Origin of the sequence: Mariprofundus sp. NF, from assembly GCF_013387455.1 — a bacterium.
Taxonomy (GTDB): Bacteria; Pseudomonadota; Zetaproteobacteria; order Mariprofundales; family Mariprofundaceae; genus Mariprofundus.
In genome coordinates, this window is sequence record NZ_VWNC01000004.1 from 127,592 (window position 1) to 141,428 (window position 13,837).

Genomic DNA, 13,837 nt, shown 5'->3' on the forward strand with positions numbered 1-13,837 from the left:
CCATAGCAGGGCAGCAGTCAATTTTCACACCTGTGCGCGTAAGGGTTTTATCCGACAAACTGGCTATAAAACATCAGCCCGAAAAAAATCAGTGTGCCCGTACCCATGGAGTAGAGCACCATAGGTCGCAGTTTGGGCAGACTGATGCCGATGATCACGCCGCTGAACAGGGTCAGCATCATGGCAATCGCCATAGCGACCACGAAATAGTTGAATGAGTCTTTACCATTGCCTTTGTGCAGGCTCATAAAGCGGCTATAGATGCCGGGGTCGTAGAGTTTCAACACTGCCACATTGGCATTGCTGGAGGAGGGGCGAATCTTCAGCCAGTGGTTCTCACCGTCCCAGAAGAGATAATCGGATTGTAGATCGGAGTCCCATTTCAATTTGTATCTGCCCAGTGGTTCGGAGATGTTTCGTCTGGCCAGCTCTTTAGCCGCAACCGCCTTGAGCAGTTTGGCATCAGCCGGAAATGGCTGATCAAGCTCAATACGGAACTCTTCGCTGGCGACGTCGGGTTTAATCTCCAGGATATAGAGCGCTCCGGTGATGAAGAACATGACCGTGATCGGAAAAACCACCGAAGCAAAGATCATATGCAGCTTCATCAATGTATAACGTTTGATCATCTCTCCACTCCACTTATGGGCAGAGCGCTTAGAATATAACGGCGCTCACCCGCTGATTCTAAATGCAGAACCGGAATCTGCCACCCTTGCCTGCAGGTCAAAGTTTCTACAGCAAATTAGCATTGTGCTATCGGGAACTAAGAGCAGGCAGTTGTTTAAGCAATTGTCTCAGTGCCTGGGTTCGGCGAAGAGGAGATATTCAGAGCACTTCATAAACCAGTGTTGGCCCTCTGCTGATTCAAAACAAAGAGTGGGCGAGTATTTCTACACCTGATGTGATGGGGCGTAGCTATACAAGCCGTAAGCGCTGGTGGCTTGCCTGACTTAGGGGCCCTAGATGTGGAATTGGCAACGCACCTGATCTTTACCAATCAGCTTGGTGAATTTGCGATAGTTGCCCGATTCCTTGCGCTGTCGACCTGCCACAATGGCAGGTGCAATGTGGAGATTCCGAGCAAGATCGAAAATATCAGTCTCGACCAAAATCAATGCTCTTGTCCATTCCTCTGCCGGAATGAGTGCTTCGGAAGCCAAGGCATCTGCCTCGCTTTCAACCGAGTCCACTTCGTTGTTGCTATCCAGATCATCAATGAACACTTTCGTACCATCCAGATGCAGTGCCACATGTGCCAGTTCATGCATCAGGGTAAACCAGAAGTTATCAACCCGATCATGACGAAGCGTAAGCGCGATGATAGGACGTCCGCTCGCATCAAGCATCACTGCACCATCAAGATAAGTTTTCGGCAAGTGGGGCTCCACAATCAGATGAATGCCATGATGGTTGAGTAGTTCGCGGGCACGAATTGGGCCACTTTCAGCCCATGATTCACCCGCCAGACGGCGCATAAAATCAAGATTGATCACACCGGGCTGATAAGGATTGGCTAACGATTCGGCTGCCGCCTTTTGCTGCACACGGGTTTGCCATGCCCATAAGGCCAGCTCATCGACTTGCTTGTTGTTGCTTCTCTGATGTGCCGTTGTACGCAGCAGGACGGGTTCGGTTTGAGGGATCCCCGGAACTAAATCCGCGAAGCGTTTGGTCCATTCTACGGCGTATTCTTTCAACTCACTCAGTTGGCCACCAAACCCATCGAAATAATTGCGTTCCAGCATAGCTTTGAGAACGGTCTGATCCCATTTGTCCGTGGCAACAGGCAGTTCGGCACCCGCCTCGTGCAGCAGTACTTCCGCCGGGATGCCAAGCTTCTTGTTCAGTTGACGCATCATGTTCACGCTGAGCTGACGCTTGCCGTTCAATACTTCCGATACACGGGCGGCAGAGCCGAAATAGGGCACCATATCTTTCTGGGTTAGTCCCTGCTGCTCCATGCGATAGCGAATGGCCTCGATGGGGCCAGGCAGATCAACAGGAAAGTTTTTTTCCTCGTAACGCTCAATCAGCAGAGAGAGCACATCCAGTTGATCGGCCTCATCGCTATTCTCTGCAGGGTTGCCATCCATCAGGGTCAGCAAAGCCTCAAGGGCCTGCTGGTGCTCAGCTTCATTCTTAATAATTTTAAGATGCATCACCAACCTCCTCTAGAACTTCATCTTGTCATATTCCGCATGAGTTCCCACCCATTCGACAGCTACGATGCCGTTCTGGTAGCGCACTTTGACGACCAATCGGTAGTGATTCCCCTTGATGTTGAAGATCACCCGATTGTCAGCCAGAAAATCTGCGCTGCGATACCTTTTTTTAATGTCCTGTGTTGTTTTCCAATTGCTGATTTCCGCTTCGTGAAACCATGCATCCAAAGCCTTTTTGGCATCAGCATGCTTCTTCCCGCACTTCAGCAACATCTCCCTGCCGACTATCCTCATCGCCCTGTTTCTCCCTCACAGAACACCGGAAGCATAGTTACCAAAACGGTAACAGTCAAATATTTTACCTTATTGGGATGATTTGTCGTTTGAAATAAACTCAACTTTTAGATTGCTCCTGAAGTTCTGGGACACAATACATAATTAATCAGGAATAGAGTGATTCGAGGATTTCACCATACTGGTCATAGACTTTGCGGCGTTTGATTTTCATGGTGGGGGTCATCAGGCCGGATTCGATGGTGAAGGGTTTGTGCAGCAGATGAATGCGGCGAACCTGTTCGAAGGGGTTCAAAGGTTTGAGCATAGTGCTGATCTTGGTCTGCAGATGTTTTTTGAAAATATCTGAATCGCAGAGATGGGCCCAGTCGGTCTCCGGCAAGCCCTGTTGCACGGCCCAGGCTTTGCAGGCTTCGGGGTTGGGGATGACCAGCGCCACGAGATAGGGCTTCTGGTCGCCATAAACCACTACCTGCTCAATTTCCGCATCCCCAATAAGTAAACCTTCGATGCGTTGCGGGGCGATGTTCTCACCACCGGAGTTCACAATGATATCCTTTTTTCGGTCGGTGATTTTGAGATAACCATCGGCGTCAAACTCACCGATATCGCCGGTATGCAGCCAGCCATCGATAAGTGACTCTTTGGTCGCTTTTTTGTTTTTCCAGTAGCCGGGCATGATGTTGCCACCACGGGCAATGATCTCACCATCCTCGGCAATCTTGATCTCTACCCCTTTGCCCGGCAGGCCAACCGAGCCGATACGTCGGTCAGCCATCGGGTTGGCGGTAAGCAGGGGGGCAGATTCGGTAAGGCCGTAACCTTCAAGAATTGGCAGTTTGAGCGTTTCAAAAAATTCAAACACCTCGGGACTAAGCGGGGCACCACCTGAGACCATAACGCGCATCCGGCCGCCAAAGCGGGCACGGATTTTTTCTCCCACCAGCTTATCGAGCAACTTCAACACTAACCCTTCAACAGGGCCGGTAGTCGCTTTGCGGGCCAGATTGAAATAGCTGTTAAACAGCTTCTGTTTAAAGGCCGATTGCTTGGCCACCTGTGCCAGAACCCGGCTGCGTACAACCTCCAGCATTCTCGGTACAGAGACCATGATGGTTGGCCTGGCTTCAGTCATGTTTTTGGCCACCGTGTCCGGGCGCTCAGCAAAGGCGACTGAGATGCCGTAGGAGTAGGCGAGGAAATGGCTGGCGGTACGTTCCAGCGTATGGGCCAGCGGCAGAAATGAGAGCATGCGCTCCTCGCGCAATAGGGCGATAACGTTGGGTACGGTTTCAAGATTGGTGAGGATATTGCCGTGAGTGAGCATCACCCCTTTCGGGTTGGCCGTGGTGCCGGAGGTGTAGACAATCGTGGCCAACTGATCGCGCTCGATTTTGGCCAGTCGCCGCTGCAACCGCGCGTCATCGGGTTCGCCACCCTCAAGCTCGGCGAGATTACGAATAAGATCGCCATCGTCGGCATCATCTGTGGCATAGATATGTTTGACTGATTTGCACTCAGTCGCCGCTTTTTTCAGATCGCGCAGCAGATTGCCGCCGGAGGTGAAAACAAGAGAAGCACCGGAATCTTTCAGCACATAAGCAATATCCTGAGGCCTGTAGGAGCAATAGAGCGGTACGGTCACCGCACCAACAGAGAGAATGGCATAATCGATCACAGCCCATTCGGGGCGGTTCTCCATCAGCAGGCCGATACGGTCGCCCGGTTTTACGCCTGCACGCATGAGGCCGGAGGCAACATGGCGGATGCGCAGAGCCAACTGGGCGTAGGTGATGGGAAGGTATTCGCCGTTTTTCCGGTACCACTGGGCAGGGCGGGCTGCACAAGTTTTGCTGATGTTGAACATCGCTTCAGGAAGGTTGCGAACACTGTCGATATCGGGCATCTCGAGGATCATAAAAACCTTAAATTCCCTTTGCTGGTTTAGAAAAATGATATATCAAGAATACGTTACCTCCCTTCCCCTATTTCACAGCATAGACGAAAAATATTTATGTGAAAAGGGTTGCGATGCCAGTATGCGCATTGACCTTGCCGGTGTCTGGATCATACTTACCCTGCAAAACAGATCTTTGGGAGGTAGCATGGGACAGCGTCTTTGTATTATTGGCGGTAGCGGCTTTGTTGGTCGCGCTATTGCGCAGCAGGCAGTTCAGGCCGGGCATAGGGTGACGGTGGCCTGCCGGCATCCGGTCAGAGCACGTGGTCAGCTGGTGGATGGCGTCTCTCTTGTGCGTGCTGATGTTACTGATGGTTATGGAGTTGATGCTGCGGTTGCAGGCATGGATGTGGTGATCAACCTGGTCGGCCTGCTGTTTGAAAAGGGGTCTCAGAATTTTCAGGCTGCCCATGTCAAAGGTACAGCGCGTGTGATTGCCTCCTGCAAGGCGGCCGGCGTAAAACAGCTGTTGCATATGAGTGCGCTCGGAGCCGGTCAGATTGAGGGCAGCAGCTATGCCCGTACCAAAGGCGAGGCAGAACAGCTGGTCTCGGCTTCCGGTCTGAATTTCACCATCTTCCGCCCCTCTATTATCTACGGAGCGGGTGACTCCTTCTTTAATAAGTTCAAGGCCATGAGCCAGAGCATGCCGGTATTACCTGTGATCTCGGGCGAAACCCGCTTCCAGCCGGTATGGGTGCAGGATGTGGCACGCGCTTTTATCGACTCAATAGGCAACCGCCATGTGAATGGTGCCACCTTCGAACTGGGTGGCCCGAAAAGCTACAGTTTTAGAGAACTGCTGGAGCTGCTGCTTAAAGAGTTGGATATCAAGCGCACACTGATTCCGGTGCCGGGGCTGGCGGCCTCTCTGATGGCGGCTTTTACCCAGGTGCTGCCAACACCGCCGATCACCCGTGATCAACTGATTCTTCTTGGCCGTGACTCTGTGATTGAAGGGGAGCCGTTCCCTGCACTGTTCGGGCAGCCCGCTGCGCTTGAAGATGTGTTGCCAACCTATATCTGCGGCAACTGCGCAGATACCAAGCAGCAGGAGTGGGATCAGATGCGCTCGCGCTATCGTAAAGGTGGCGTTTGAGCATCTATTTTGTATTAACTGTTATTGGGGCCTATCTGATTGGCGCTATCCCGTTTGGATTGCTGCTGAGCAGAGCCATCACCCGGCGGGATCCGCGTGATCACGGTAGTGGCAATATCGGTGCCACCAATGCCATGCGTACCGGTGGAAAGCTGGTCGGCATTTTGACGCTGGTTGCAGATATCGCCAAAAGCATGATTCCCGTGGCAGTAGCAGTTGCCATGGAGCTCTCTGAGATATGGATTGGCGCTATTGCCGCCGCCAGCTTTATCGGCCATATCTTCCCGATCTACCTGAAGTTCAAGGGTGGCAAGGGTGTGGCCACCATGCTGGGGGCGATGCTACCGTGGCAACCGTTGGCAGCACTGCTTGGATTGCTGATCTGGGCCGTGCTTATGTGGGCCACGCGTTATGTCTCTCTGGCCTCGATTGCCGGTGCTCTGGTCCTGCCGCTGCTGGTCTGGATGACGGGCGGTTCAGTGCCGGCATTGCTGGTTAGCATGCTTTTTGCTTCACTGGTGACAGCCAAGCACGCCAGCAACATTCGCAGGCTGCTTGATGGCACCGAACTGGCGATGGGCAAAACGCGTAAAACCAGTTCAGATGCGTGAGATATGTTTAAAGGATTTGTGTCGTGCGTGCAGATCATTTTGTATCGGGCATTATCCCGATTAACAGGTTACACAGGCCGTGGAGGCAGGTATGAAAGGTAGTCCGATTGTTCTGATTTTGGCGATGCTCGCTCTGTTTGCGACAGCCCCGGCTGTAGTGGCTGACGAGCTTGATATGCAAGGGGTGATCGCGTCCGATGAGTTGAAAGCCGATGTGAATCAACCCTATATCGTCAAGAAGGGTGATACCCTCTGGGATATTGCCGATCACTTTTTCAAGGACCCCTGGAAGTGGGTGAAGATCTGGGAGCGTAATCTCTATATTACCAATCCGGATCTGATCTATCCCGGCAACAAGGTCTGGTTTGATGGCTCGCGTCCCGGTGGCCTGAGCAGTGTTAGTCCACAGCCCAAGGTGGTGATTAAACCGGTTGAGCGGCTGGAGGGAGAAATTGATTCATCGATTATAATGACTGCCCTGATGCGGCAGGACTTTATCAATCCTGCTGAGGTGCAGGGCGTGGGTCATCTGCTCGCCTCAGGTGATGATAGACTCAATTTTGCTGTGCATGATCGTGTCTATATGAAATTGAATCAGCCGGCCAAAGCCGGAGAACTTTTTGATGTCTTCCGTACCACCGATGCCGTGGTTGACCCTGCCACTGGTGCTGCCGTGGGTGTGCTGGTGATTCATCTTGGTCAGGTTCGTATTATTTCGCAGGAGGATGGCACCTACCGCGGTATGGTTGAGAAGTCGTTTGAGGAGATGTCTCGCGGCGACCGTCTGAAACCTGCTCGCGATCCTGATCTCAAAATCCGGCCACAGGCTGCAGAAAGGGCACTTAGCGGTTCGGTGATGTATATCCGTGATGACGGGCGCGAAGCAGGCCAGCATCAGGTGCTTGGCATCAGCCTCGGTATCAACGATGGCATCAAGGCGGGTACGGTTCTGTCGATCTACCAGAGTGGTCGCAGCGTCGAAGATGCAGTAGGTGGCGAGGCTGTAGTGCTGCCCAAAGAGAAGGTGGGTGATCTGATTGTGCTGGTGCCACAGGAGAGGGCTTCGCTTGCCCTGATTACCAACTCCACTGCACCGACTCACATTGGCGACGCCGTCCTGAGCAGCGGCCAGCAATAACACCTCTTCAACAGTGTATGTAACTCCCACTGAACAGGCAGAGCTATGGCTGCGCCTGTCGCTGGTGCGTGGTGCTGGCCCTATGTTGGGGCACCGGCTTGTCGAATCAGTCGGAGGTGTTGAGGCGCTGTGGCGCGGCGGGATTGAAAGCTGGTCAGAGATTGATGGTGTTGGCCCTGCGCTGCTAAAGAGCTTACAGGCCAGTTCTGCTGATTCAATAACCCCTGTTATGAACCAGTGTGAAGCTGATCAGATCAGAGTGATCTGCCCGGATGATGAGTTCTGGCCCAAAGCCTTGATCGGTATTGATGATGCACCGCTGATCCTGTTTGTGAAAGGCGACGTGAAGAGTCTCAATAGTGAAAAGATGCTGGCGGTGGTTGGCGCGCGCAGGGCAAGTCGTGAAGGCAGCCTGATTGCGCGGCGCTGGAGCAGTAACTTCTCTGATCATGGCATCACCACCATCAGTGGCATGGCTTATGGCATCGATGCTGCAGTGCATGGCGGCAGCCTTGATGGGCTCTCTCCTACGATTGCCGTACTGGGTTGCGGACTCTCCGCCGTGAATGAGACGCAGCAGGCTCAGGTGGAGGCGATCTGTAGAGAGGGCTGTGTCATCTCTGAATATCTGCCGGATCAGTCGGCAAGACCGGAACAGTTTCCGCGCCGCAATCGTATTATCGCCGCGCTTGCGCAGGCTACGCTGGTGATCGAGGCGGATCTGCGTTCGGGTTCGCTGATCACAGCCAGGTGCGCAGCCAACTATGGGCGTGAGGTATTGGCGGTGCCGGGGTCGGTGTTATCAAGCAGTCATGCAGGCTGCCATCAACTGATACAGGATGGGGCAGGGCTGGCCCATGATCCGCTATCGGTGATGCAGCAGCTGGGCTGGCAGGGTGGCCGATCCAAGGCGAACTCGAAGCTAAAACAGTTTCAGCCGGGCAGTGAAAATGAGGCGAAAATAGTGGAAATATTAAGGCGTGAAAGCCTGCATCTGGATGAACTCACAGAAACTTGCGGGTTGACCCTGCCCGAGCTTTCCCCCATCTTGCTCGGCCTTGAGCTGCAGGGCGTCATTGAACGCCTGCCTGGCAGCCGTTATCAGTTAAGCGCGGAGTAACAATAAACATGAGTGCAGTTGTCGTGGTGGAGTCTCCCGCCAAAGCGAAAACGATCGAAAAATATCTCGGTAAGGGATATAAAGTTCTGGCCTCCTATGGTCATGTTCGTGCGTTTCCGAAGAAAGATGGTTCTGTTGATCCCGATAACGATTTCGCTATCACGTATCAGATTATTGATGATAAAAAGAAGCGTTTGGATGATATTGGCAAAGCTCTGAAGAGAGCCGACACACTTATTCTCGCAAGCGATTTGGATAGAGAGGGTGAGGCTATTGCATGGCATGTGGCCGAGGTGATGCGTGATCGTGGCCTGCTCAAGGATAAAACCGTTCAACGGATTACCTTTAACGAGATTACCAAGAAAGCCATTACTGAAGCCGTCGAAAATCCGTCTGAAGTGGACATGAAAATGGTGGATGCGCAGCAGGCGCGTAGTGCACTGGATTATCTGGTGGGTTTCACCCTCTCCCCTTTACTGTGGCGCAAAATTCGCAGTGGGCTCTCGGCAGGACGCGTGCAGTCTGTAGCGCTGCGACTGATCTGTGAACGCGAACAGCTGATCAGAGATTTCAAACCCAAAGAGTTCTGGACGATTGATAATGAGTGCAGCATTGGCAACGATCCATTTCAGGCGCAACTGCATGCGGTCGATGGCAAGACGCTGAGTAAATTCGCCATTACCGATGGAGTTAACGCCAAAGTCATGGCACGGCGTGTGGCGAAAGCTTCATTTAAGGTCAGCGATGTACAGAAGAAACAGGCCAGACAACAGCCGTCGCCTCCATTTATTACAACCACGTTGCAGATGGATGCCTCTCGCAAGCTGGGATTTACAGCCAGAAAGACCATGCAGGTAGCCCAGAAGCTGTATGAAGGTATTGAAGTTGATGGTGAACCGGTCGGTCTGATCACCTATATGCGTACCGATTCGGTAACACTCTCTGAAGATGCCATTGCCGAAATGCGTTCCCATATCAGTAGCGATTACGGTTCCGAATATCTGCCTGAAAAAGCGCGCCGTTTTAAAACCAAGAGCAAAAATGCACAGGAAGCGCATGAGGCGATTCGTCCCTCTTCAATTTTACGAACGCCTGCAGCAATGAAAACAGTGCTTGATGCTGATGCACTGAAATTATACAGCCTGATCTGGAAACGTGCTCTGGCCTCCCAGATGGCTCCTGCCCTGCTGGATCAGGTGCGCGCTGATATTGATTCAGGGGATCTGTTGCTCAGAGCTACCGGTTCTACTCTGGCTTTCCCGGGTTTCCGTAAACTCTATATTGAAGGTACTGATGAGCCGGGCAAGGATGATAATGATCGTTTGCTGCCAGTGTTAGCAGTGGGCGATGCCATTGCCATCAAAGATGCCAATGCCAAGCAGCACTTCACCGAGCCTAAACCTCGTTTTTCCGAAGCGACACTGGTCAAAGAGCTGGAAGCCAACGGTATTGGTCGCCCCTCTACCTATGCCTCTATTTTGAATGTGCTGCGTGCACGAGAATACGTGGATATGGAGAAAAAGCGGTTTGTGCCAACCGATACCGGCGACTGGGTTAATAAATTCCTCGTCGCTTCATTTGGTGCAATTGTTGATCCGAAATTTACAGCTTCAGTTGAAGATAAGCTTGATGCTGTAGCGCGTGGTGAGACAGGCTGGAAGCCTGTATTGCGTGAGTTCTGGGGGCCGTTCAAGGAGGCTGTCGATCTGGCGGCTACTGCTGAGCGCCCATCAGAAGAGTCCGATGAAGTGTGCCCTGAATGCGGCAAGCCGATGGCCATTAAATTGGGTAAATATGGTAAATTCCTGGCCTGCACCGGTTATCCGGAGTGCAAAGTGGCCAAGCCGCTGAATGGTACAGCAGAACAGGCCGAACCTGAACTGTCCGACCAGAAATGTGACAAGTGCGGTGAGTTGATGGCGATCAAGGCAGGCCGCTACGGGAAATTCCTCGGCTGTTCAGCTTATCCTGCCTGTAAAAACATTCAGCCATTGGAGAAACCTGTTGATACGGGTATCCCATGCCCGACTTGTGGCAAGGGTACTTTCCTGGAAAAGAAATCCAGGCGCGGGAAAATATTCTACTCCTGCTCGTGCTACCCGAAATGTACAAATGCGTTGTGGAACGAGCCGATTGATAAGCCTTGCCCGCAATGCAATGCGCCCTATGTGACGGTAAAGAAAACCAAACGTCGCGGCACCGAACATGTCTGTGTGAGTGAAGGTTGTGGCTGGAAAGAGCAGGTGGATCTGCCTGAAGCTGCCTGATCGATTCTCGATTCGTAGCGGCGGCATGGAAGATCTTGCTGCCGTCTACAATCTTAACCGGCAGGCTTTTGACTCCTGCTGGTCGCTGCAATCGCTCTACTCAGCCCTTGAATCGGGTTATGAGCTGATCATCTGCGAAGCTGATGGTGAGCTGGCCGGTTATCTGCTGAGTATGACTATCCTCGATGAGACACAGATCATGCAGATTGCCGTAGCCAAATCGTTTCTTCGTCAGGGAGTGGCTGAAGCGATCTCCCGATTCCTCATCGACTCCAGTTCAGGCGTTGCTGTTGTCCTGCTGGAGGTGCGGCGCTCCAACCTCGCGGCGATAGCCCTCTATGCCAAGCTGGGCTTTCAAGAGCGTGGTTGCAGAAAAAATTATTATGCGGCTGATGCCAGCGGTTTCTCAGAGGATGCGCTGCTGATGGATCTGAAACTTCATTAGTTTTGTTCAATGCTGTGACTTCAGCCCTGTTGTTCTAAAAGCCTCCAATTCCCCTGTTTTTAACAAGGTTTATCCATTGTGATTCCTTGACCCTCAGGCAAGGCAGGTGCAGTTTTCCGGTTTCTATTTTTTCCTACTAAGAGCGGTGAAATAACCATGAAACTGAGCGGTGCTGAAATCTTTGTTGAATGCCTCAAACGTGAGGGTGTGGATACCATCTTTGGCTATCCCGGCGGTTCGGTGCTGCAGATTTATGATGCGATCTTCCAGCAGAGCCATTTCAAACACTATCTTGTGCGTCATGAGCAGGGTGCCCTGCATGCGGCCAACGGTTATGCGCGCGTATCGGGCAAATGTGGTGTGGCACTGGTGACCAGTGGCCCGGGCGCAACCAACGCGGTTACCGGCCTTGCTGACTCCCTTGCCGATTCCATTCCAACTGTCTGCTTCTCAGGACAGGTGCCCTCCGCACTGATCGGTAATGATGCCTTTCAGGAGGCCGATGTTGTCGGTATTACCCGCTCGGCCACCAAACATAATTTCCTGGTTAAACGTGTTGAGGATCTGGCGCTGATTATTCGTCAGGCTTTCCACATTGCCACAACCGGTCGTCCCGGCCCTGTACTGGTCGATATTCCTAAGGATATCAGTATTGATGTTTGCGAATTCGTATGGCCTGAAGAGGTCAATATGCGCTCCTACCAGCCGGTCACCACCGGCCATCCGGGTCAGATCAAAAAAGCGGTCAGATCGATGCTGACTGCCAAACGTCCTGTACTCTATAGCGGTGGCGGCATTATGAATTCGATCGGTAGCGCATCACTGCTGCGTGAACTTTCGCACGCTTTGAATGCACCGGTTACCAATACCCTGATGGGTTTGGGTGGCGTTCCGCACGATGACAAACATTTTGTCGGCATGCTGGGCATGCACGGTACCTATGAAGCGAACATGGCGGTTTCACATTGTGACCTGCTGGTTGCCATTGGCGCCCGCTTTGATGATCGCGTAACCGGACGTCTGGATGCCTTTGCACCGGATGCCAAGGTGATTCATATTGATGTCGACCCATCCTCAATCTCGAAGAATATTCATGCTCACCTGCCGATTGTGGGTGACGTGGGCGTAGTTCTTAAGCAGCTGCTGGAAGAGATCGCCCGCAAAGATGGCAAGCCTGACAGTGAAGCGCTGGATCTCTGGTGGCAGCAGATTGATGAGTGGCGGGCTAAGGATTCACTCGGTTTTGATCAGCCTGACGAGGGCGCGATCAAACCACAGACCGTGATTCGCCGGGTACATGAGAAGACTGATGGCAGTGCTATCGTAGCAACGGATGTGGGACAGCATCAGATGTGGGCTGCCCAGCACTACGGCTTTAATCGTCCGCACCGCTGGCTCACCTCCGGTGGTCTGGGCACGATGGGATATGGACTGCCCGCGGCCATTGGTGCGCAGGTCGCCATGCCGGATGAGAAGGTGGTGCTCTTTACCGGCGACTCATCGATTCAGATGTGTAGTCAGGAGTTCTCCATGGCTTTCCAGTACAACCTGCCGGTTGTCGTGATTATTCTCAATAACGGCTATATGGGCATGGTGCGTCAGTGGCAGGAGATGTTCTACGAGTCCCGCTACTCACAATCCTACTTCGATTCGCTGCCCAACTTTGTCAAACTGGCAGAGGCTTATGGCGGTACGGGTATTCGCGTCGACAGGATCGAAGAGCTTGATGCGGCACTGGACAGAGCATTGGCTGAGAATGATCAATTTGTCATTGTCGATGTTGCGGTATCCAAAGAGGAGAATGTATTCCCGATGGTTCCGGCCGGAGCAGCCTTGAACGAGATGGTGCTATCATGAGACATACAATTACGGTTCTGGTTGAAAACGAATTTGGTGTTCTGACCCGTGTGGCAGGGCTATTCTCGGCGCGCGGTTACAATATCGAGACGCTGAATGTGGCGCCGTTGAAAGATAGAACGGTCAGCCGCATGACACTGGTAACCATTGGTGATGAGCGTGTTATTGAACAGATTAAGAAACAGCTGAACAAGCTGGTTCCTGTAATCAAGGTTGAAGATATCTCACACGCGGTGCATCTGGAGCGTGGTATGCTGATGGTGAAGGTGAAGGTCGGGCCGGACACTTGCGATGCCGTACTGGAATTTGCTGAGAAATATGATGCCAAGGTGGTCGATGATCACATTGACAGTCATATGATTCTTGAGTTCACCAATACAGTTGATCTGCTGGACAAAATTCTCATGGAGTTGGAGCTCTTCGGTATTATTGAAACGACCCGTACCGGCCCATTGGGTATGCGCCGTGGCTCAAAAGGCTTTACTGTCGATTAAATTTTCCGAACTCAGGCGGGCTTGAAGGTTGCCACCAGTTCGATGATGCGTTCGGGATTGAACGGCTTCTGCATGAAATGAAGGCCACCGATCTCGCTGTCGATCGGACGTCCTGAAATCACAATCGTATGAACATCTGGTGCATGCGCAATGGTCAGCTGGTGCAGCTCATAACCGTTCATGCCGGGCATATTATAATCAGTAATCAGTATATGCGGTTTGAGCTCTTGCTCTCGCATATGTGAGAGAGCGTGTTCGGGGTGTTCGAAGGCGTGTACCTGATAGCCGATATCAGTGAGCAGAAAAGCGAGCAGTTCGTTGATGTGTGGGTTGTCATCCACGATGAATATATTCATGCCACCTCTCCCCAGCCGAGTATAATATCAG

The 13,837-nt window shown here is 52.3% G+C and carries 13 protein-coding genes; 8 read left to right on the forward strand and 5 right to left on the reverse strand.

The features are described from left to right. Window positions 1-47 precede the first annotated feature (47 nt). The 4 genes from F3F96_RS07510 to F3F96_RS07525 all read right to left on the reverse strand — a co-directional run bounded on the left by F3F96_RS07510 (window position 48) and on the right by F3F96_RS07525 (window position 4,365). Entirely contained in the window at window positions 48-629 is a 582-nt protein-coding gene (locus F3F96_RS07510; protein WP_176962632.1) for a hypothetical protein, read from the reverse strand. A 333-nt stretch (window positions 630-962) separates the two neighbouring features. Then, window positions 963-2,162, reverse strand: coding sequence for an ImmA/IrrE family metallo-endopeptidase (locus F3F96_RS07515; protein ID WP_186338929.1), 1,200 nt, complete (start codon window positions 2,160-2,162; stop codon window positions 963-965). A 12-nt stretch (window positions 2,163-2,174) separates the two neighbouring features. After that, window positions 2,175-2,459 carry a type II toxin-antitoxin system HigB family toxin gene (locus F3F96_RS07520; RefSeq protein WP_176962634.1) on the reverse strand — a complete coding sequence of 95 codons (285 nt, stop codon included), beginning with the start codon at window positions 2,457-2,459 and terminating at the stop codon, window positions 2,175-2,177. A gap of 148 nt (window positions 2,460-2,607) precedes the next feature. Beyond that, window positions 2,608-4,365, reverse strand: a complete 1,758-nt coding sequence (locus F3F96_RS07525) for a long-chain fatty acid--CoA ligase (RefSeq protein ID WP_241697721.1) — start codon at window positions 4,363-4,365, stop codon at window positions 2,608-2,610. 199 nt (window positions 4,366-4,564) lie between these two features. Between F3F96_RS07525 and F3F96_RS07530 the strand changes: the two genes are divergently transcribed. The 8 genes from F3F96_RS07530 (at window position 4,565) to ilvN (ending at window position 13,450) form a co-directional block, all read left to right on the forward strand. After that, complete coding sequence (locus F3F96_RS07530; RefSeq protein WP_176962636.1) at window positions 4,565-5,518, forward strand: complex I NDUFA9 subunit family protein; 954 nt, start codon at window positions 4,565-4,567, stop codon at window positions 5,516-5,518. Further along, window positions 5,515-6,129, forward strand: a complete 615-nt coding sequence (plsY, locus tag F3F96_RS07535) for a glycerol-3-phosphate 1-O-acyltransferase PlsY (protein ID WP_176962637.1) — start codon at window positions 5,515-5,517, stop codon at window positions 6,127-6,129. The genes F3F96_RS07530 and plsY overlap by 4 nt, the downstream gene beginning before the upstream one ends. Before the next feature lie 91 nt (window positions 6,130-6,220). Continuing rightward, window positions 6,221-7,267 (forward strand): LysM peptidoglycan-binding domain-containing protein, encoded by a 1,047-nt coding sequence (locus F3F96_RS07540; RefSeq protein ID WP_176962638.1) that lies wholly within the window; start codon window positions 6,221-6,223, stop codon window positions 7,265-7,267. 13 nt (window positions 7,268-7,280) lie between these two features. Next, window positions 7,281-8,387: a DNA-processing protein DprA gene (dprA, locus tag F3F96_RS07545; protein ID WP_370465517.1), complete on the forward strand. Its 1,107-nt coding sequence runs from the start codon at window positions 7,281-7,283 to the stop codon at window positions 8,385-8,387. Window positions 8,388-8,395: 8 nt separating this feature from the next. Beyond that, complete coding sequence (topA, locus tag F3F96_RS07550) at window positions 8,396-10,654, forward strand: type I DNA topoisomerase (RefSeq protein ID WP_176962639.1); 2,259 nt, start codon at window positions 8,396-8,398, stop codon at window positions 10,652-10,654. After that, on the forward strand, window positions 10,614-11,099 hold the full coding sequence (gene rimI / locus F3F96_RS07555) for a ribosomal protein S18-alanine N-acetyltransferase (protein WP_370465518.1): 486 nt from the start codon (window positions 10,614-10,616) through the stop codon (window positions 11,097-11,099). Before topA ends, rimI begins: the two co-directional genes overlap by 41 nt. Before the next feature lie 156 nt (window positions 11,100-11,255). Then, a complete protein-coding gene (gene ilvB, locus F3F96_RS07560) occupies window positions 11,256-12,956 on the forward strand; it encodes a biosynthetic-type acetolactate synthase large subunit (protein WP_176962640.1) in 1,701 nt (566 codons plus the stop codon). Next, window positions 12,953-13,450, forward strand: coding sequence for an acetolactate synthase small subunit (gene ilvN / locus F3F96_RS07565; protein WP_176962641.1), 498 nt, complete (start codon window positions 12,953-12,955; stop codon window positions 13,448-13,450). Before ilvB ends, ilvN begins: the two co-directional genes overlap by 4 nt. 11 nt (window positions 13,451-13,461) lie before the next feature. On the opposite strand, the gene F3F96_RS07570 is transcribed toward ilvN, so the two are convergent. Then, window positions 13,462-13,806, reverse strand: a complete 345-nt coding sequence (locus F3F96_RS07570; protein WP_176962642.1) for a response regulator — start codon at window positions 13,804-13,806, stop codon at window positions 13,462-13,464. Between the last annotated feature and the right edge of the window lie 31 nt (window positions 13,807-13,837).